Origin of the sequence: Deefgea sp. CFH1-16 (genome assembly GCF_016881365.1) — a bacterium.
Lineage (GTDB): Bacteria > Pseudomonadota > Gammaproteobacteria > Burkholderiales > Chitinibacteraceae > Deefgea.
This window is the reverse complement of sequence record NZ_WLYT01000001.1, coordinates 1,232,322-1,250,737: the sequence shown is the minus strand read 5'-3', so window position 1 is coordinate 1,250,737 and position 18,416 is coordinate 1,232,322. Positions and strand designations below refer to the sequence as shown.

At 48.7% G+C, this 18,416-nt stretch carries 21 protein-coding genes and 2 pseudogenes; 20 read left to right on the top strand and 3 right to left on the bottom strand.

The features are described 5' to 3' along the window. Positions 1-90: 90 nt before the first annotated feature. The 7 genes from gatC (at position 91) to GKO28_RS06790 (ending at position 5,342) form a co-directional block, all read left to right on the top strand. Positions 91-378, top strand: a complete 288-nt coding sequence (gene gatC, locus GKO28_RS06815; protein WP_182075759.1) for an Asp-tRNA(Asn)/Glu-tRNA(Gln) amidotransferase subunit GatC — start codon at positions 91-93, stop codon at positions 376-378. 87 nt (positions 379-465) lie between these two features. After that, the gene (gene gatA, locus GKO28_RS06810; protein WP_182075758.1) at positions 466-1,908 is read left to right on the top strand and encodes an Asp-tRNA(Asn)/Glu-tRNA(Gln) amidotransferase subunit GatA; all 1,443 of its coding nucleotides are present in this window, start codon (positions 466-468) and stop codon (positions 1,906-1,908) included. Next, positions 1,908-2,033, top strand: a complete 126-nt coding sequence (locus GKO28_RS21265; RefSeq protein WP_282099248.1) for a hypothetical protein — start codon at positions 1,908-1,910, stop codon at positions 2,031-2,033. The genes gatA and GKO28_RS21265 overlap by 1 nt, the downstream gene beginning before the upstream one ends. 8 nt (positions 2,034-2,041) lie before the next feature. Next, positions 2,042-2,647 carry a GNAT family N-acetyltransferase gene (locus GKO28_RS06805; protein ID WP_307839084.1) on the top strand — a complete coding sequence of 202 codons (606 nt, stop codon included), beginning with the start codon at positions 2,042-2,044 and terminating at the stop codon, positions 2,645-2,647. A gap of 24 nt (positions 2,648-2,671) precedes the next feature. Then, positions 2,672-4,111, top strand: a complete 1,440-nt coding sequence (gene gatB, locus GKO28_RS06800; RefSeq protein WP_182075756.1) for an Asp-tRNA(Asn)/Glu-tRNA(Gln) amidotransferase subunit GatB — start codon at positions 2,672-2,674, stop codon at positions 4,109-4,111. Positions 4,112-4,248: 137 nt separating this feature from the next. Continuing rightward, the gene (locus GKO28_RS06795) at positions 4,249-4,878 is read left to right on the top strand and encodes a hypothetical protein (RefSeq protein ID WP_182075755.1); all 630 of its coding nucleotides are present in this window, start codon (positions 4,249-4,251) and stop codon (positions 4,876-4,878) included. A gap of 287 nt (positions 4,879-5,165) precedes the next feature. Continuing rightward, the gene (locus tag GKO28_RS06790; RefSeq protein WP_203563979.1) at positions 5,166-5,342 is read left to right on the top strand and encodes a hypothetical protein; all 177 of its coding nucleotides are present in this window, start codon (positions 5,166-5,168) and stop codon (positions 5,340-5,342) included. 843 nt (positions 5,343-6,185) lie between these two features. On the opposite strand, the gene GKO28_RS21260 is transcribed toward GKO28_RS06790, so the two are convergent. Together GKO28_RS21260 and GKO28_RS06780 are read right to left on the bottom strand one after the other, a co-directional pair. Continuing rightward, positions 6,186-7,922, bottom strand: a complete 1,737-nt coding sequence (locus GKO28_RS21260; protein ID WP_182075754.1) for a glycoside hydrolase family 19 protein — start codon at positions 7,920-7,922, stop codon at positions 6,186-6,188. Between the two features lie 168 nt (positions 7,923-8,090). Further along, the gene (locus GKO28_RS06780; protein ID WP_182075753.1) at positions 8,091-8,594 is read right to left on the bottom strand and encodes an MEKHLA domain-containing protein; all 504 of its coding nucleotides are present in this window, start codon (positions 8,592-8,594) and stop codon (positions 8,091-8,093) included. A gap of 182 nt (positions 8,595-8,776) precedes the next feature. Here GKO28_RS06780 and GKO28_RS06775 point away from each other — a divergent pair, with 182 nt between their 5' ends. After that, positions 8,777-9,472 (top strand): PD-(D/E)XK nuclease family protein, encoded by a 696-nt coding sequence (locus tag GKO28_RS06775; protein ID WP_182075752.1) that lies wholly within the window; start codon positions 8,777-8,779, stop codon positions 9,470-9,472. Next, the gene (locus GKO28_RS06770) at positions 9,453-9,701 is read left to right on the top strand and encodes a hypothetical protein (RefSeq protein ID WP_182075751.1); all 249 of its coding nucleotides are present in this window, start codon (positions 9,453-9,455) and stop codon (positions 9,699-9,701) included. The genes GKO28_RS06775 and GKO28_RS06770 overlap by 20 nt, the downstream gene beginning before the upstream one ends. Here the strand turns inward: GKO28_RS06770 and GKO28_RS06765 are convergent. Continuing rightward, positions 9,698-9,949, bottom strand: coding sequence for a hypothetical protein (locus GKO28_RS06765; RefSeq protein WP_182075750.1), 252 nt, complete (start codon positions 9,947-9,949; stop codon positions 9,698-9,700). The two genes, GKO28_RS06770 and GKO28_RS06765, sit on opposite strands and share 4 nt — an antisense overlap. Between GKO28_RS06765 and GKO28_RS06760 the strand changes: the two genes are divergently transcribed. The 11 genes and pseudogenes from GKO28_RS06760 (at position 9,942) to pagP (ending at position 18,413) form a co-directional block, all read left to right on the top strand. After that, a complete protein-coding gene (locus GKO28_RS06760) occupies positions 9,942-11,069 on the top strand; it encodes a mechanosensitive ion channel family protein (RefSeq protein WP_203563978.1) in 1,128 nt (375 codons plus the stop codon). The two genes, GKO28_RS06765 and GKO28_RS06760, sit on opposite strands and share 8 nt — an antisense overlap. A 251-nt stretch (positions 11,070-11,320) precedes the next feature. Beyond that, positions 11,321-11,824 carry a TerB family tellurite resistance protein gene (locus GKO28_RS06755; protein ID WP_182075749.1) on the top strand — a complete coding sequence of 168 codons (504 nt, stop codon included), beginning with the start codon at positions 11,321-11,323 and terminating at the stop codon, positions 11,822-11,824. A 469-nt stretch (positions 11,825-12,293) separates the two neighbouring features. Beyond that, positions 12,294-13,217: a hypothetical protein gene (locus tag GKO28_RS06750; RefSeq protein WP_182075748.1), complete on the top strand. Its 924-nt coding sequence runs from the start codon at positions 12,294-12,296 to the stop codon at positions 13,215-13,217. Then, positions 13,177-13,464 carry a histidine kinase dimerization/phospho-acceptor domain-containing protein gene (locus tag GKO28_RS06745; protein ID WP_182075747.1) on the top strand — a complete coding sequence of 96 codons (288 nt, stop codon included), beginning with the start codon at positions 13,177-13,179 and terminating at the stop codon, positions 13,462-13,464. Before GKO28_RS06750 ends, GKO28_RS06745 begins: the two co-directional genes overlap by 41 nt. A 214-nt stretch (positions 13,465-13,678) precedes the next feature. Next, positions 13,679-13,951, top strand: coding sequence for an ATP-binding protein (locus GKO28_RS06740; protein WP_182075746.1), 273 nt, complete (start codon positions 13,679-13,681; stop codon positions 13,949-13,951). Positions 13,952-14,035: 84 nt separating this feature from the next. Next, positions 14,036-14,548 carry a glutathione S-transferase gene (locus GKO28_RS06735; protein WP_247646406.1) on the top strand — a complete coding sequence of 171 codons (513 nt, stop codon included), beginning with the start codon at positions 14,036-14,038 and terminating at the stop codon, positions 14,546-14,548. After that, on the top strand, positions 14,509-14,664 hold the full coding sequence (locus GKO28_RS22700; protein ID WP_374220715.1) for a hypothetical protein: 156 nt from the start codon (positions 14,509-14,511) through the stop codon (positions 14,662-14,664). Before GKO28_RS06735 ends, GKO28_RS22700 begins: the two co-directional genes overlap by 40 nt. A gap of 114 nt (positions 14,665-14,778) precedes the next feature. Then, positions 14,779-15,794, top strand: a pseudogene (gene dusB / locus GKO28_RS06730) (tRNA dihydrouridine synthase DusB). A gap of 54 nt (positions 15,795-15,848) precedes the next feature. Next, positions 15,849-16,088 (top strand): helix-turn-helix domain-containing protein, encoded by a 240-nt coding sequence (locus GKO28_RS06725; protein ID WP_173532493.1) that lies wholly within the window; start codon positions 15,849-15,851, stop codon positions 16,086-16,088. Positions 16,089-16,134: 46 nt separating this feature from the next. After that, a pseudogene (purH, locus tag GKO28_RS06720) lies at positions 16,135-17,700 on the top strand (bifunctional phosphoribosylaminoimidazolecarboxamide formyltransferase/IMP cyclohydrolase). Positions 17,701-17,846: 146 nt separating this feature from the next. Continuing rightward, positions 17,847-18,413, top strand: a complete 567-nt coding sequence (gene pagP / locus GKO28_RS06715; protein ID WP_203563977.1) for a lipid IV(A) palmitoyltransferase PagP — start codon at positions 17,847-17,849, stop codon at positions 18,411-18,413. Positions 18,414-18,416: the final 3 nt, after the last annotated feature.

The window sequence follows — 18,416 nt, the reverse complement described above, 5'->3', positions numbered from 1 at the left end:
GGTAAATTGCGCCACGTTACGATTAAAAGTATGTTGTGTTGATCAACATGACTGCGCCGCTATTTAGGACGTATCTACAGGGAAATAAATATGTCGCTATCGATAGACGATGTACAGCGCATTGCGCGTCTGGCACGGATTGCTGTGACCGAAAATGAAGTGATTGAGAGCCATAAACAACTCAATCAACTATTTAGTTTGATTGAAGAAATGCGCAGTATCGACACCACTGGTGTTGAGCCAATGCCACACCCACAAGACATGTTACTGCGCTTGCGTGACGATGTGGCGACAGCGACCAATCGCCGCGAAGCGTTTCAGGCGATTGCCCCTGCGGTTGAAAACGGCCTTTATCTGGTTCCGAAAGTCATTGAATAAGGAATTAGGGTCGGGGAGTAGGGAGTTGGGAGTGGGGAGTAAAACCTGCTGCTTTGACGCCCTATGCCCTATGCCCTACGCACAAATATGCTAACCATCAAACAAATTATTGACCAACTCGCTCGTGGTGAAACCACCGCTGTCGCGTTGGCAACGCAGTATTTAGATCGCATCGCGGCGCATCAGCACCTCAATGCCTTTATTACCGTTGACCGTGAAAAATCGCTGGCCCAAGCCGCCGCGGCAGATGCTGCGCGGGCTGCGGGTGATACTCGACCGTTGCTCGGTGTTCCTTTTGCGCACAAAGATATTTTCTGCGCTGAAGGTTGGAAAACATCGTGTGGCAGCAAAATGCTCGACAATTTTATTGCGCCGTATTCAAGCAATGTGGTTGAGCGCTGCGATGCCGCTGGTTTGGTGACGCTCGGTCGCACCAATATGGACGAGTTTGCGATGGGCTCATCCAATGAAAACAGCTTTTATGGCGCAGTTAAAAATCCTTGGGATTTAACTGCCGTACCTGGCGGCTCGTCAGGCGGTTCGGCAGCGGCAGTGGCAGCACGTTTAGTGCCAATGGCCACGGGCACCGATACCGGGGGGTCGATCAGACAGCCTGCGGCATTTTGCGGCATCACGGGGATTAAACCGACCTACGGTACGGTCAGTCGTTTTGGCATGATCGCTTACGCCAGCTCGCTCGATCAAGGCGGCGCAATGGCGCAAACCGCTGAAGATTGCGCGATTTTGCTCAATGTGATGGCTGGCTTTGACGAGCGTGATTCCACCAGCTTGCAACAAGCGAGCGAGGACTACACCCGCGATTTAAATCAATCTTTGGCTGGGCTGAAAATCGGCCTGCCACGCGAATACTTTGCGGATGGTTTGGCGGACGACGTGCGTGCGGCAATTGACGCCGCAGTGGCTGAATTCAAAAAACTGGGCGCCATCATTGTTGACGTGAGTTTGCCGAATACCAAAATGGCGATTCCTGCGTATTACGTCATCGCTCCAGCCGAAGCATCGACCAACTTAAGTCGTTTTGACGGCGTACGATATGGCCACCGCGCTGCGGATTACAATGGCCTCAACGATATGTACGAAAAAACTCGCGCCGAGGGTTTTGGCGATGAAGTGAAGCGCCGTATTCTGACCGGTGCATATGTTTTGAGCCACGGTTATTACGACGCTTATTACCTACAAGCGCAAAAAATCCGCCGCATGATCGCCAACGATTTCCAAGCCGCGTTTAAAGAATGCGACGTGTTGTTTAGCCCAGTTTCGCCAAGCACCGCGTGGAACTTAGGCGAAAAAACTGCCGATCCAGTGGCGATGTACCTCGAAGACATTTACACGCTGGGCGTGAACTTGGCGGGCTTGCCTGCCATGAGCGTACCCGTTGGCTTTGGCAGCAATGGTCGCCCAGTTGGCATGCAAATCATCGGCAACTACGCCGGTGAAAGCCGCATGCTCGGCATGGCGCATCAATACCAGCAAGTGACCGACTGGCATACCAAGGCGCCTGCACTGTAATGCAGCAAATGACTCATCTGGAAGCGCTCACCACCAGCGCATGGCCAGCACTCGCAACGGAGTTGTTCGATGGCTGGGTGCTGCGCTTTGCTGGCGGCTATATACCAAGCGCGCCAATTCAGTGACGCCGTTGGTGGCTAGCACGTTGCCCGATGAGGAAAAAATAGCCTATTGCGAGCAGCGTTATGCCGAGCAAAATATACCCGCTATTTTCAAGCTAACCGCAGCATCGCAAGTTTTGGATGAAGTATTAGCGGCGCGTGGCTATAGCCAGATTGATCTGAGTTCAGTGCAGAAGCGTAGCTTGCTCAATTTTTCAGTAGAGCGCGATAGCGCTGTGCGGATGAGCGCGCAGGTCAGCGATGCATGGTTTGCGCAATTTGCCGAACTCAATCAAGTCGCCGTCGCGCATCGTGCGGCAGCTCGGCAGATGTTGGCGAGTTATGTATGCCCGACGCAGTTTGCTGCGTTGTATCAGGGTGAAGAAGCTATTGCTTGTGGCTTCGCGATTATTCAACAACATACCCTAGTGCTGTATGACATCGTAAGTGACAGCCAGCAACGCCGCCAAGGCTATGCCCTTCGTCTGATTAAGCCGCTATTGGCTTGGGGAAAAAATAATGGTGCGACTTCGGCTGTGTTGCAAGTTGTGGTCGCTAACGATCCCGCGATGGCTTTATATGCCAAGCTAGGATTTACCGAACAATATCGTTATTGGTATCGCCGTCAGCCTGTCTGATGGTTTAAAGAAGAGAGACACGCCATGAAATGGGAAGTCGTAATCGGGCTAGAGGTTCACACTCAGCTCACCACAAAATCGAAAATTTTCTCACCGGCCAGCACGGCGTTTGGCGCTGCGCCGAATACGCAAACGGCGGTGGTCGATATCGCCTTGCCGGGCGCTTTGCCAGTGATGAACCGCGCTGCCGTTGAGCGCGCGATTCAGTTTGGTCTCGCGATTGGCGCCAACGTTAAACGCCGTTCAGTGTTTGATCGTAAAAACTACTTTTACCCTGATTTGCCCAAAGGCTATCAAATTAGCCAGATGGATTTGCCGGTGGTGGAAGGCGGTGTCATCACCATTCAAGTCGGTGACGAAGAGCGCAAAATCAACCTTACTCGCGCCCATTTAGAAGAAGATGCCGGCAAATCGCTGCACGAAGACTACCAAGGCATGACCGGCATCGACTTAAATCGCGCCGGTACACCCTTGCTCGAAATCGTCTCTGAGCCAGAAATGCGCTCCAGCGCCGAAGCCGTGGCTTACGCCAAAGCATTGTACGAGTTGGTGACGTGGATCGGTATTTGCGACGGCAATATGTCGGAAGGCTCATTCCGCGTTGATGCCAACGTTTCAGTGCGCCCAGCCGGTCAAGTTGAGCTGGGAACGCGCCGCGAAATTAAGAATCTGAACTCGTTCAAATTCTTGCAGCAAGCGATTGATTACGAAATCCGCTGGCAAATCGAAACCATCGAAGACGGTGGTCGCGTGGTGCAAGGCACGGTGCTGTTCGACCCGGATAAGGGCGAAACGCGCATGATGCGTAGTAAAGAAGACGCGCACGATTACCGCTACTTCCCTGATCCAGATTTGCCACCGCTGGTGATTTCAGAAGAATGGATTGAGCGCGTACGCAGCGAATTGCCAGAATTGCCAGTGGCAATGCAAGCGCGCTTTATCGAGCAGTACGGTATATCCGCCTACGACGCGCGCATGTTGACCTCCAGCAAGATACTGGCCGCTTACTTTGAAGCGACCGTTGCTGCGGGCGCCGATGCCAAGCTAGCCGCGAACTGGATCATGGGCGACATCTCGGCCACGCTGAACCGCGAAGAGAAAACCATTGCTGAATGCCCAATTTCCGCTTCCGCTTTGGGCGCGTTGATTGCTCGTATTTCGGACAACACCATCAACAATAAAACCGCCAAAGACGTGCTCAAGAAAATGTGGGAATCGGGTGCCACCGATAAAACATCAGCCGACGTGATTATCGAGCGCGATGGCCTGAAGCAAGAGTCGGACACTGGCGCGATTGAAGCGATTGTCGATACCGTGTTGGCAGCCAATCCGAAAGCGATTGAAGAATATCGCAGCGGTAAAGAGAAGGCGCTGAATGCCTTGGTCGGCCAAGTAATGAAAGGCTCCGGCGGCAAGGCCAATCCAGCAATGGCGCTGGAGATGTTGAAGAAGAAGGTGGGGTGATTTTAATAACGGGTTATGCGAATGCGTAGCCCGTGTTTCTTACATAATCTAAAGTGGATTGCCATTCTGAGATGTCACGCACAAAGCGATATGAGCTAATTAAAGACCAATACCAAGTCACTAAATCAGGGAGTACTGTGTATCGCATAAAAGCGCTGAGGCCGTTTGCTGATATAAATATTGGTGATATCGGAGGGTATGTAGAGGCTACTCGTAATTTGGCTTTGTTTAGCGATGATAGTTGGATATACGACGATGCTATTGTTGAAGGGCAGGCTAAAGTTAGCGGATCAGCAAAAATCAAAGGAAATGCTTATCTAGGTGATTATGCGACGGCACACGGCAGTGCAGAAGTTCGTGGCAGCGTTGTGATGAAAGATCATAGCTGTGCCGGAAGAGAGGCCAAGGTGTTTGGGTGTGCAATTCTTGCTGGGGAAGCATACGTGACAAATGAGGCATGGGTTTATGGTAGTGCTGTTATTACTGACGCATTGATTGCACAAAAAAAATCACGCATCTATGGAAATGTGAAATTGTCAGGAAAAATAAAAGCGTTTCAAAATACCACTATGCGCGGCAATGCCGAAATCACTTATTGCCCAAATGATCCAGATTCTTTTGATGAATTTTTGGTATTTAGTAACTTTTACAATACAAATGTTGATCCTATGCTCTTGCTTGATTCGGATGTGATTTTCGATGGAAGTTCTTTCGGAGGGTTTGTATTAAAAAGACATCTGGAGGCAATAGTTTCAGAAGAGGTTTAAATCAATGGGCTCAGCGAGTAACTCGTAAGCCACAATCGATCCGAGTCTGATGCAATCGTAGGGGGCAATGAGCATTAGCGAATTGCACCGGCTTTTGCGTCAATTGCACGGATCTGTATGCAAATTGCACAACGGGTGAATTGAATCGTGTGCTGTGGTTGCTCCACGATTGCTCGGCGCAATTCGCTTTGCTCATTGACGCCCTACGTTTGGGATTGCTTTTACGAATTGGGTGGCGATACTGCGTGCATGCCTAATTATCACCGCGCATGGCTACCGGGTGGGACATGGTTTTTTACTGTGACCTTGCTGGAACGCCACAACAATTTTTTTATTTGGTGCAACACATCGATCTACTGCGTGAGGCGGTGGCCTATACGCGGCAGAGACATCCATTTCGAATTCATGCGTGGGTGGTTTTGCCTGATCATCTGCACTGCATTCTTGAATTACCAGCGCCGTAGGTTGGGCTAAGCTTGCGCAGCCCAACGTTTACCGCGATGAATGAAACCGCCCGATTGATTCTGGTGGTTGTGTTTTATACGGCTGCGCCGCGTGATTTTGGTGCGCGTTCCGCCGCGCGGGCGGGAAGGGGGTTTTACCTCACACCCCACAAAGTTTGCAACTTTGCGGGGGCCCCGTCATCTGCAAATCCCCCAACAACCCAAAGCAGCCCCCGGTATCTGCGCCGACTTCGTCGGTACCCTCGCTCTGGACAATCGAGGCGGTTGCGCTCAAAACTCGGCCTGCGGCCTCAAACAATGAGCGCAAAAACCCCACCCCGCTTGTTCCTCACTCGGCTGGATACAGGGGATAGAAAACCATGGTCCCACCATTGGCGTACTTGGTTTTGTGCTGGTGTTTGGGTCGCCGTAGGGTGTGCAAATCTTTGATTTGCGCACGCGGATGCGGTGTTTACTACATCGCTGCTCAATCGCGGTTTTGGTGCGCAAATCCCTGCGGGATTTTCACACCCTACGGGCGTATTTGTTGCTAGGGATTGAATATCAATGCTTTGCTGGCAATACATCTAAATATCATCTTGATCGTGGGTCTGGGGCTTGAGATCCCCGTTCAAGCGCACCGAGCGAGTAGGGCGTAATCGCCGCAGGCATTACGCCGCATGAATCTCGCATCATTGGTGTATTGCCGCTTCGCGCCGAATACACCCTACCGGAGACGTCAAACCGCCCGATTGATTAGCGCGATTTTTTTATGCTGCGGCGCCGCGTGGTTTTTGGGGGGATGGAATAAAAAAAGCCACGAATATCGTGGCTTTTTGTTGGCGGCGGGTTAGCGCTGCGGGTTTATTTCAATTTGACGGCCCATTTGGCTTCAACACATTGGGTGTATTGATTGTCGATCAGCGCCGAGAAGCCCGATTGCTCGCTGGTGAGGCGGCATTGGTATTTGATTGGTGCTGGGTTGTCGGCGGTTTCTTCCGATTTATTCCAATAGATGGCCACTGCGGCTGAGCTGCCACCGCTGAACGATTTCATATCGGTACATTTCATCGACTCTTTGGAGATGTCCAAATTCAATTCGCGGGCAAATTCGACGTAGAAGTTATTACGCGCCTGTGCCGTTGGTTTGATTGGATTAGACATACATTCGCCATTGATAATCTGGCTAGTGGTTGGGAAGTCGTTCCCCAAGCCGCCGGCGATATCGGTCGCGTTCGGTACCCAAGTGCCGTCCAAGGTATGCAATACCGATGGTTTTGGCGGTTGTGGTGTCACAAAGAAATACAAGGCCGAGGCCATGTTCAACCATGTTGAAGCCACTAAGTCGGGGTTGTCGCGTAGCACGGCGCGGTCGCCATAAATCGCCAACGACAGTGGGGCGTAGTTGAAGATGTAAGAGATTTGATGCGCGCCACGGCCGTAGTAAGAAATCCACGTGCCGTCTGGGTTTTTGCCACAAGCGAGGGTACCATCAAACTGTTTTTGCCAGTTCACATCACCGCAACCGGATGAATAGGCTTCTGAACCTTTACCATCGCCCCCTTCACGCAGTGCCGTTAAGCCTTGGCGCCATTTTGGATTCGGGCTCGATGCGCTGTGATTGCCGGTTTCTTGCACCACGTGGGCAAAAAAGGCAGCAACAACGCGGCGGCAAATTTGATCTGCATTGCGGCCATCGCTGTAGTCGGCGCAGAAGCTCGGGAATTTCGCTACGCCACGCAAGAAGTTGGTGTAGGTGTAGCCCGGGTTGGCTTCAGGGAAGAAATAATTCCATTGCTGCTGCGACACAATGCCTTCCACCCGTTTCACGTTGGCTGGATTGCTTTGATTGCCCGGCGTGACTTGCTCAACCAGTTTATTGTCGAGCGTGGCAACCGAGGCGCGGATCATTTGCATATACGGCGTGCTGATCGCGGCGGCTTCGTGCGCTTGTGCTTCGGCTAAGGTTTCTGGGCCAGAGGCACGTGGCGTGCTTGGGCCAGTACACGCGCCAAGGGCTTTCCATGCGCCGCCGACGGCGGAGTTGGCGCTAGGTTCGATATTGCTCGAGTAATAATTGGCTTGGTAGTTTTTGCCATACGCACTGCGGATGACCAGGCCCAAGTTCGGACGATAAATTTCATCCGGATTCCACACCTGCGCGCAAGTATTGCCACCCGGTGTTGGGGTCGCCGTTGGCGTTGCGGTTGGCGTTGCTGTTGGTGTCGCAGTTGGTTTTACCGTCGGGGTTGCCGTCGGTATAGCAGTGGGGGTCGCAGTCGGTTTTACCGTTGGGGTGGCTGTCGGTATTGCGGTTGGTGTTGCAGTGGGTTTTGCCGTTGGGCTAGTCGTTGGTGTCGCAGTTGGTATTGCTGTGGGGCTTGCTGTTGGTACTGGGTTGCTTTCGATTGCCCAAGGGCCCCATTGCGTGCCGCCGGGTATTTCACCGGTAGTCCACCATTTGGCTTTCCAGTTTTTACCTTGATAGGTGACGGTGGCACCTGCGGTATACACGGCTTTGCTGTCCCAATCGGCTGCCATCACACTGGCGCTTAAAAACAGCGCTGTCAGTAGTGTGGCGAGTTTGATTTTTTTATTCATTATCCTCTCCATCCATAGTGGGATTCGCCTGTCCAAATTGGCCTTGATATGCTTCCCAGACATATCTCAGACGTCATACCTTATTGGTATTGTTTTATGTGTGTGAAATAATACCTCTTATGATGGCGTCGTCAAAGCGAGCCAGTGTTAAACGCAGTTTTAAGTCAGTCATTGTGGTGAATCTTGTGATTGGCTGAGTGTTGCTACGCTGGTTGGTGCTGAATCGGGCGCATCGCGCCATCGGCGGTAGGTGGCGGCTTGACCATGGCGCACGCCCAGCTCGTCGATCAGATTCCACACGGTGACGTCTTCAATCCAAAAACGCCGTCCGGTTTTGGCGATTCGCAGCCCGCGATAGCCGCAGGCATAACCGTGTTCTCGCACCGCGCTAAGCAATTGTTCCCGCTCTTGCTGATCAGGTGTCGCAGCAGAGAGTCGTGATGGCAGGCCAAGTAATTGGCCATCGGGGTAATCAAAGCAGCGGTGGGCGCTGTCGTTGGCAAAAATAAACCGAGGGTCGTCGCTAGCATCATGCGCCAGCACACAAAACGGCGCCTCATGCTGCAGCCACGCCGCGGCATCGATTAAGGAGTCAGTGGCCGGCACTAAATCATGCCCCAGCAATTGGCGATAGCTGCTTAGCAGCAGTTGGATCAGTGCAAGTGAAGTCACGAGAAAATCCGGTAGATAAAAATACGGCTTATTGTAAATTATTTATCTGACATATGATTTTTCTATAGGTATTGACCAGAAATAATGCCTAGATAAATGCTGTATTCATATACCCTTGGCAAACTGCTGCAGCAGCTGGCTGCAGTGGGTTTTTCTTTTGATGGAAATGCGGATTAATTTAAATGAATATTTTTCAAGTTTTAAGCCAAGGCAAGGCGCGATTACATGAGCCGAGTATGTCGGCAATGCTGGGGTATTTATTAGATAGTTCGGAAGACCACGGTTTAGGTGGTGATGCTTTTGTGCGTGTTTTTCTCGCGCAACTGGGGGTCGAGCATTTTGCTGAGATCTTGCGCGCAAACTTCATCAATTCACGTGTAGCGCTTGAAGAGCCTTACCAACTTATTAATGGGGCGAGAAAAGAGATCGATATTGAGCTGACACTGTTAGGTAACGATGATGCCTTGTTGTATCGCATTATTATTGAAAATAAAATAAAAGTGGGTGCGGCGAATCCAAAGCAGTTGTGCGAATACTATCAAGCGATTGTTGAGGATGGCGCATTCAATAACGAGAAGGTGATGATGGTGTTTTTGACGCCGGAGTCTAAAAACACGGTGCTGGTTGCCGAGTATGAAAATCTGACTCGCTTACAAGTTGGGCATCATAAAGCTTGGCTGTTTTGGTACTCAGCTACAGCTACGCAAGCGAGTATGGTGACCTTGCTGCGCCAAGTGCTATTGGCAGAGGCCTGCGGTGAAATTAATCCAATTAATGAATACATGCGGCATACGCTAAAAGCTTTTATTCGTCATGCGATCGGCGCATTTTCACCCGCTGCTGGGCAGATATCGCGCGGTGGGGGAGGATATCGGTGAGATTCAGGCTGAACTGCTGATCGAGTTAAAAGATGGTAGTCAGTATCGCGTGGTGCAGCGCGACAGTACGCAAATCCAAGTGTTTAATGTTCAAACTGGCGATAAAGAAGTGGCACGCCGGATTATGGGCCAATATATCGATGAACAAAATTTACCCATTCAACATCCCGATTTTAATACCCGTACGATAGGAAAAATGCTGTTTAAATTGCAGTCATCAGTCAGTTAATCGCTGGCCAATAACTCGAGCAACAACCGACAGCCGCCAGATTGATGCTGGCGCTGCAGTCCGCAAAACGAGTTTGGATAGAGATGGCTGGGGACTTGTTCATCTTCATTTATATTGATGAGGGCAGAGCGCGGTAATTTGGCGCAGACATTGCGGGTGTGCAATGCCAAAGTACGCGCCTTGACTGCTGAGCCGCTCAGCAGTGCTCGATTTAAATTTGAATGAATAAGGAAATCGCCAGTGGACACTTGGCTTACTCAACTTAAAACGCTGCTGTTTGACACGCCCGAAGTCCATAGCGTGCTCTTGGCTATTTTGGTGATTGTGGCGGTGAATGCTTTGCTGGCTTTTGCACTGCGTCAGGTAACGCGTTTGGCGCAAAAATCAAATACCCGCTGGGATGATGTATTGGTGCATGCAGCTCGGCCGGCCTTGCGTAGTTTGGTTTGGGTGTTGGGGATTAGTTATATTTTGACGCTGATTCCACAGTATTTGCATGTCAATATCGTGGGTTTAACTTCGCCATTACGTAATGTAGGGGTGACGCTATGTTTGGCTTGGTTCTTATTTCGTTTAATCACTTTAACCAGCCAAAGCTTTTTGAGCGATCGCTATGAACGCGGCGAAAGTGTTGATTCCACCACGGTGGATGCCTTATCTAAACTAGGACGGTTAAGCGTGGTGATTGCCACGGCGCTGAGCATTTTTCAGACGCTTGGTTTTAGCGTTTCTGGGGTGCTCGCGGCGGGGGGGATTGGTGGTTTGGCGGTGGGTTTTGCCGCCAAAGATTTGCTGGCTAACTTTTTTGGTGGCTTAACGATTTATCTTGATCGACCGTTTAGCGTCGGTGAGTGGATACGCTCGCCGGATAAGCAGATTGAAGGCACGGTAGAAAAAATTTCTTGGCGGCATACGCGGATTCGCGGCTTTAATAAAAACCCGATTTACGTCCCCAATGCGATTTTTACTTCCATCGTGGTCGAAAACCCTTCGCGTATGACGCATCGGCGGATTCGCGAAACCATCGGTCTGCGCTATGACGATATTGCCCAAGTGCATAGCATCGTGAGCCAGATTAAAGAGATGCTACAAGCGCATCCCGAAATTGATTCGACGCAAACGACAATCGTCAATTTCAATCAATTTGCCGCATCATCGCTGGATATTATGCTGTATACCTTCACTAAAACCACCGACTGGGTGCGTTTTCATGCGGTGAAACAAGATGTGTTATTGCAAATTGCGGCCATTATTGAGCAGCACCACGCGCAAAATTGCCTTCCCAACGCGTACCGTGCATATTCAAGAACCGCCAGAAGCTTAATGCCGCCAGTGAGATGGATCGTGCGCAGCACTGATTTTATCTGACCACGCCCAAGGCAAGGAATAAACCCAAGCCCGCCCGATTGTTCGGGCGGTTTTTTTACGCGTGGTAGCGACTCGCTTAAATTGTTGATGTATTGGCCGCTGGCGTAGTGAGTTTAAGTACTGCATCGCAATACCCAATAAATTTTGTTAAATAGATTGCTGTAGATATGGAACTCATTGCAGAACATGGGGTCTGAATTAGCTTAGATCAGCCGTATTATTTTATTGAATTATTCAGAAGGGGAATTGAGATGGGTTTGTTTGATATGTTCAAGAGCGACACTAGCACGACGATGAGTCCACATTTCGCTTTTGCGACTGGCCTTTTATACATGATGTCGGCTGATGGCGAGATGGATAACGAAGAAGTCGGCCATTTGTTGTCGGTATTGGGCGGCCAAAAATCAAGCAGTGGTGCGATCGGTGTTGGCGCGCAAAACCGTCAATTGCTCGATCGTGCTTTGGCGTATCGCCAAAAAAATTCGATTGATACTTTCTTGGCCGAAGCGACGCCGGTATTAACCGATGCACAAAAAATGTGCATTTTGATGAATCTGCTCGATTCAGCGTTCTCCGATGGCGAAGCTGAGCCAGAAGAACAAGCGTTGTTTGCCAAGATTCAAGCGGCATTTGGCATTAGCGATGAGCGTTTTAAACCTTTCTTCCAAGTTTTAATGGTGAAGAATGATCGTGCCGTATTTGTGAATAAAGATCACCCAAGCAATCAAGCCGGTTATACCGTGCAACTGAATTAAGCTTTGGGCTGCTCGTTAAGAATGTTAAAAACCGCCGTTTTTCGGCGGTTTTTTTATGTCGTCGCCTTGCTTACAGAAAGTAAAGCTCATGCTGAGTGTAACGTCTGGATGTCGCTCTTGATCACATAGAGGGTATTGATGGCGGGCGTATGAAAATATCCGTGGGGATTGAAATACCCCTTAGAAAATATTTGGCTTTGGAAAAGGCTGATAGCTGATTGGTATTGGTAAAGCGTGTTGACTGTATTTTTGAGTATGTTGCTTGCAAAATTCTTGTTTATGCATTGCATTTGCTTGTCAAATGAGTCAGCAAAATGACTGTAAATACATGATACTGAGTTCAGCACTCGGAGTGCGCTTAAATTGGCAGAGCGACTAGTCGTGCTGTTTCAAGTTGGCGGTTAATTGGCCAGCATTGGGGGGGAGCGCGCTGCGGCGTAGTAATGATGAGGTTTGCTGGAGTCACAGGATGAGGCAAGAGACAAAGCAACAGTTTAAACAAATAGACTGGTCAGCCATATTGGCGTTGCTGTGCGCGCTGCTGGCGGCAGTGTTTGTTTATCTTAGCTATTTTACTTTGGCAGAACGGCAAGCGGCGAGTGATCGGCGTTATGAGTCATTTTTATTAGCCGAACAAATGCGCTTGAGCTCAGACCAGCTCACATTGATGGCTCGGGCTTATGCCGCAACGGGAAATCCCAAGTTTTTGCAGTTTTACAATCAAATTTTAGATATTCGCAATGGCATTCAGCCTCGACCAGAAAATTATCATCGCGTGTACTGGGATTTCTTAATGCCGCATCAAGGTTTGCCGCCATTTCCCAATGGTCAAACCATTAGCTTGCAAAAATTATTCGATAAAAACGGCTTCACTGAGCAAGAATTGCAGCAATTGCGCGCGGCACAAGCCAGCTCGGATCAATTGGCTGAGTTAGAAAAAAACGTATTTAAATTGGTGGCACAAAATAAACCCAAAGAAGCCGGCGATTATGTTACGCCAGCGGCGGTGAAGCAGCTATATAGCGAAACTTATTTACAAGCTAAAAGCCAAATCATGTCGCGGATTAATGATTTTTATCATTTGCAAGAAACAAGGAATAATAGCAGAGTTACCTATGCAGTAACTAAAAACAAATTAATGATTGTTTTTTCTGTATTGAGTTTTTTCGGCTTAATCATTAGCTTGATATTTAATTTTAAATTAAGGACGCGGTTGTCGGCACAATTTATTTCTGATCTACAGAAAGAAGTGACTGAGCAAACGGATATTATTATTGAGAAAAACCAAGAGCTAACACATGCTTTTGATTTGATGGCTAAGGCTCAAAAAAATCTAATTGAATCAGAAAAAAATGGCTTCCTTAGGTGCTTTAGTCGTTGGGGTGGCGCATGAAATAAATACGCCGGTTGGGATTTGTATTACGGCTACCAGCTATATGGAGGAAGAAAATAATGAGTTAAGTAAAATGGTTTCTGACCAATCATTAAAAAGAAAATCGCTAGAAGCTTACTTAGATAAGTTTGATCAAAGTATTAAACTTTCACTAAAAAACCTACATCGAATTGCAGTTATTATTAATAATTTTAAAGAAGTTGCCGTAGATCAAGATGTTGATGTGTTTTCCTCTCTATTGATTTAAAAGAAGACATTCAAGATATGATTGATGAGATCGTTCTTGGCAACCAATATAATAAAAAATAAGATTGTCATTGAATTGCATTGCGATGAACAGTGGGTGTGCCTGTGCTATCCAGGGGTGCTCATTAAAGTGTTAAGGCAGTTGCTTAAAAATGCTTTAATTCATGCTTTTGATGAGGGCGAGAATGGAAAAGTTGATATCGTGGTGTCAAAAAATGGAAAATTGGTATCAAATTAGCGTGCAGGATAATGGCAAGGGCATGCAAGAGCTCGAGCAGCTTAAAATTTTTGATCCGTTTTATACCACCAAGCGTAATCAAGGCGGTATTGGTTTAGGTTTGCCGATCGTATTTAATTTGGTAACGCAAAAACTCGGTGGCTCGATTCGTTGTACCTCGGTAGCCGAGCAAGGCACATGTTTTCAAATAAAAATTCCAGTTGAGGGGAAAATCGGTCGATCATACTTAAGCTGGCAGCGCTGGTGTTAGGTGGTGGATATATGGCTGTTATTTGATGCAGAGCCTGAATGATTGACTTCATTTGGGCTTTATTTATGGCGGATGGAGTGAAGTATGCAATTGGTGATTGGCAATAAAAATTACTCTTCATGGTCTTTACGGCCGTGGTTGGGGATGAAAGTCGCGGGAATTAAATTTGACGAAGTGGCGCATGATTTGTATGCGCCCAATGCCTTGGCTGAGCGTTTGCAGTTTTCGCCTAGCGCTAAAGTGCCGGTGCTGATTGATGGTGATATCCATATTTGGGATTCTTTAGCCATTGCGGAGTATTTGGCCGAACGTTATCCGGCGGCAAAATTATGGCCACAAGACATCGTGGCGCGCGCTTATGCGCGATCAGTTTGCGCTGAAATGCATGCTGGATTTTCAGCTTTACGTAGTACTTGCCCGATGGATATTCGGCAGAAACACCCTGTCGTCATGACCCCCGCATTGCAGGCCGATATTGATCGGGTATTGGCGATTTGGCATGATTGCGCTCGCGTTTTGCGGGGCATGGTGAATTTTTGTTTGGGCATTTTTCTTGGGTGGATGCGTTTTTTGCGCCGGTGGTCACTCGCTTTGTGACTTACGGTATTGCCGTGCCTGCACCGTTAGATTTATACATGAATGCAGTGCTAGCCTTGCCCGCGATGCAAGAATGGATGGCGGATGCGCGAGCTGAGTCCAGTGTTGCGGCATAGCTGGATTTTGAGCGGCAATCAGCAGCAAAAACAGCGGCTTTTTGCCGCTTTTTGTTGCCTATTTTTTAGGCACGATGTAGAATCCGCGCCTTCCCCTTGAATGATTTAAATGCCATGCAGATTGGCCCGTATCAGTTAAAAAATAATCTGATCGTTGCCCCCATGGCGGGAGTGACTGATCGTCCTTTTCGTCAGCTGTGTAAGCAGTTTGGTGCCGGGCATGCAGTCTCAGAAATGATGACTAGCGATGTGGCTTTGCGTTCAAGTCAAAAGTCTTTGCTGCGCGCTAAATTTTGAAGGTGAATTGGCGCCGATTTCGGCGCAGATTGCCGGATCAGACCCCAAAATGTTGGCCGAAGCGGCGCGGTTTCAAGTCGCCAATGGCGCGCAGATTGTGGATATCAATATGGGCTGCCCAGTTAAGAAGGTCTGCAATAAGCTGGCGGGCTCGGCTTTGTTGCAAAACGAGCAATTGGTTGGCGATATATTGGATGCCGTGGTCAATGCTGTTGACGTCCCTGTAACACTCAAAACTCGCTTGGGTTTTGCCAATGGCGCGGAGAATATTTTGCGCGTTGCTCAGTTGGCCGAGCGAGCAGGAATTGCCGCATTAGCGATTCATGGCCGCACGCGCGAAGATATGTATCACGGGCAAGCCAGATATGAATTGATTCGCGCAGTCAAAGAATCAATCTCGATTCCGGTGATTGCCAATGGCGATATCGATAGTCCAGCCAAAGCGGCTTTGGTGCTCAAAGAAACCGGGGCCGATGCGATTATGATTGGCCGTGCGGCACAAGGCCGACCTTGGTTATTCCGTGAAATTGCGCATTTTTTGGCGACGGGAGAAACATTACCGCCGCCCGAAGTGCTAGAAAATTCATGGCGTATTGCTCGGGCATTTGGACGATTTATATGCGTTTTATGGCGAATATTCCGGTTGCCGAATCGCGCGTAAGCATATTGCTTGGTATACCAAGGGTTTACATGGCAGTAATGAATTTAGGCAAACGATGTATGCCGAGGAAACAACCGCTGGACAAGCACTAGCGGTCGATACCTACTTAAAAAGCTTGCTCAATTTTGGCGAGCGACTGCAATACCGCAACACAGCGAATGAATCAGAATAGCGTAACAGCTGTGTGATGAAGACAATAACGAACACCGAAAAATCGGGAGATTGAATGACCACCCCCACCGACTTGATTGCAACGGCAATTAATGAATCGCTCGCGCAGTACTTTAATGACCTAGATGGTGAGCCGCCGAGTGCATTGTATGAAATGGTTTTGGCTCGCATGGAAAAGCCGCTCTTGGTGAACGTGCTACAGCGCGTTGAGGGTAATCAATCGCGCGCTTCAGAAATGCTCGGCATTAATCGCAATACCCTGCGTAAAAAATTACAAGCCTACGATTTGTTATAAATCGACCCCTGTGGGGTCTAGTTTCAATTCAAACAGAGGAAGCATGATGAGCAAAATTACCCGTGCCTTGATCAGCGTATCGGATAAAACTGGTGTGTTAGCATTTGCCCAAGCCTTGCATCAGCAAGGTGTCGAGATTCTCTCGACGGGTGGCACCGCTAAATTATTCGCCGATCACGGTCTACCCGTGATTGAAGTTGCCGATTACACCGGCTTTCCTGAAATGCTCGATGGCCGCGTGAAGACCTTGCATCCAAAAATCCACGGTGGCATTTTAGGGCCGTCGCGATTTAGACGCCCATGTGGCCACCATGGACGAGCATGGCATTGGTAATATTGATTTAGTTTGTGTGAATCTGTATCCGTTTGAAGCGACGATTGCCAAACCCGATTGCAGCTATGAAGACGCGATTGAAAACATCGACATCGGTGGCCCAGCCATGGTGCGCTCGGCCGCTAAAAACCACGCGCATGTGGCGATTGTGACCGATGCCGCTGACTACGATTTATTGATCGAAGAAATGCAAGCCAATGGCGGCGCATTGGCTTTGGCAACGCGTAAAAATTTGGCGAAAAAAGCCTTTAGCCATACTGCCGCGTATGACGGCGCGATTTCAAATTACCTGACGGCATTGACTACCGACGGTGAAAAAGCGATTTACCCAACGCGCTTAAACTTGCAGTTCGAAAAAGTGCAAGACATGCGTTACGGCGAAAAAACCCACACCAATCAGCCGCGTTTTACCGTGATTTGGACCCAGCAGCAGGCAGCTTGGCCAATTACAAGCAATACCAAGGTAAAGAGTTGTCGTACAACAATATCGCCGATTCGGATGCCGCGTGGGAATGCGTCAAGCAATTTGCCGAGCCAGCGTGTGTGATTGTTAAACACGCCAATCCTTGCGGCGTTGCCGTGGGTAAAGACAGCTATAGCGCATACCGCCTAGCCTTAGCGACCGATACCACCAGTGCTTTCGGTGGCATTATTGCTTTCAATAAAACCGTGGATGCCGACACGATTGAAGCGGTTTCGACGCAATTCTTGGAAGTATTGATTGCACCGTCGTATACGGCAGAAGCATTGGCTTTGATCGCCAAAAAACAAAACGTTCGCGTTTTGGAAATCGCCATTGAAAGCGGTGAAAACCGTTTTGATTTGAAGCGTGTTGGCGGTGGTTTATTGGTGCAAACGCCCGATGTGCATGCCTTGATGTTGGCTGATTTGAAAGTCGTGACTAAGTTGCAACCAACACCAGAACAATTGAAAGATTTGTTGTTCGCGTGGAATGTGGCCAAGTTTGTTAAATCAAACGCGATTGTGTTCTGCAAAGGCGGCCAAACACTGGGCGTTGGTGCAGGCCAAATGAGCCGTGTGGATTCAACTAAAATTGCCGCGATCAAAGCGCGCAATGCAGGTTTGGAACTGCGTGGTTCAGTCGCAGCGTCGGACGCGTTCTTCCCGTTCCGTGATGGCGTAGATGTGATTGCCGAAAACGGTGTGTCAGCTATTATTCAACCGGGCGGTAGCTTGCGTGATGAAGAAGTGATTGCTGCTGCCGACGAGCATGGCATTGCGATGGTGATGACTGGCATTCGCCACTTCCGTCATTAATTGAGTGCGACCTCGGCAGTGCTTAAGCGCTGCCGAGGTGATAGACATAAAAAAATACTAATAATAAAAAACCAATTAACGAACCAATAGAGTTCGTATTTTACGGGAAGATGAAAACATTTCTAACTATACGAATTATTAAAATAATGACATTTAAAAAAATATGGGCAATGTGTATCGGGCTATTGTTAGCGGCCAATGTATCAGCAGCAGACTGTGCCGATTGGTGGCTGTTTGATAAAGCCTGCAGCAATATTAGTGGTATTTGGAATGAAGGCGAAACTGGATTATTACTCTCTGGCTACGCTTGGCATAATCGCAGCACCTATGATCGAGATAAAATCGATAACTATAACGAACTGGCGTATGGCGGTGGCCTCAGCCTGTATCGTGCTTTACCCAATAATAATGAAGAAATGATTTATGCGATGATGTTTTCTGATTCGCATAGCAAGCCAGAAACCCATATTGGTTATGCCTATATGTGGTACTGGAATGTCTTAGGACCACTTAAAGCGGGAGCGGGTTTGACTGCGGGTTTGTTCTCGCGCAGTGATATCGGCAGTTATGTCCCGTTGCCTTTTGCTTTGCCTTTAGTTGCTCTGAAATATGACAAAGTCAATCTGTATGCGACTTATATTCCAGGTGGTAGTAATAATGGCAATGTGTTGTTTTTATTTCCCGCTTTGATTACTAATCAGCGCTTGGAGTAAGAA

What these genes read in the sequence shown, in the direction of transcription:
- gatC (WP_182075759.1), top strand. Translation starts at nt 91, where the DNA reads ATGTCGCTATCGATAGACGATGTACAGCGCATTGCGCGTCTGGCACGG.
- gatA (WP_182075758.1), top strand. Translation starts at nt 466, where the DNA reads ATGCTAACCATCAAACAAATTATTGACCAACTCGCTCGTGGTGAAACC.
- GKO28_RS21265 (WP_282099248.1), top strand. Translation starts at nt 1,908, where the DNA reads ATGCAGCAAATGACTCATCTGGAAGCGCTCACCACCAGCGCATGGCCA.
- gatB (WP_182075756.1), top strand. Translation starts at nt 2,672, where the DNA reads ATGAAATGGGAAGTCGTAATCGGGCTAGAGGTTCACACTCAGCTCACC.
- GKO28_RS06790 (WP_203563979.1), top strand. Translation starts at nt 5,166, where the DNA reads ATGGTTTTTTACTGTGACCTTGCTGGAACGCCACAACAATTTTTTTAT.
- GKO28_RS21260 (WP_182075754.1), bottom strand. Translation starts at nt 7,922, where the DNA reads ATGAATAAAAAAATCAAACTCGCCACACTACTGACAGCGCTGTTTTTA.
- GKO28_RS06775 (WP_182075752.1), top strand. Translation starts at nt 8,777, where the DNA reads ATGAATATTTTTCAAGTTTTAAGCCAAGGCAAGGCGCGATTACATGAG.
- GKO28_RS06755 (WP_182075749.1), top strand. Translation starts at nt 11,321, where the DNA reads ATGGGTTTGTTTGATATGTTCAAGAGCGACACTAGCACGACGATGAGT.
- GKO28_RS06750 (WP_182075748.1), top strand. Translation starts at nt 12,294, where the DNA reads ATGAGGCAAGAGACAAAGCAACAGTTTAAACAAATAGACTGGTCAGCC.
- GKO28_RS06745 (WP_182075747.1), top strand. Translation starts at nt 13,177, where the DNA reads ATGGCTTCCTTAGGTGCTTTAGTCGTTGGGGTGGCGCATGAAATAAAT.
- GKO28_RS06740 (WP_182075746.1), top strand. Translation starts at nt 13,679, where the DNA reads ATGGAAAATTGGTATCAAATTAGCGTGCAGGATAATGGCAAGGGCATG.
- GKO28_RS06735 (WP_247646406.1), top strand. Translation starts at nt 14,036, where the DNA reads ATGCAATTGGTGATTGGCAATAAAAATTACTCTTCATGGTCTTTACGG.
- GKO28_RS06725 (WP_173532493.1), top strand. Translation starts at nt 15,849, where the DNA reads ATGACCACCCCCACCGACTTGATTGCAACGGCAATTAATGAATCGCTC.
- pagP (WP_203563977.1), top strand. Translation starts at nt 17,847, where the DNA reads ATGACATTTAAAAAAATATGGGCAATGTGTATCGGGCTATTGTTAGCG.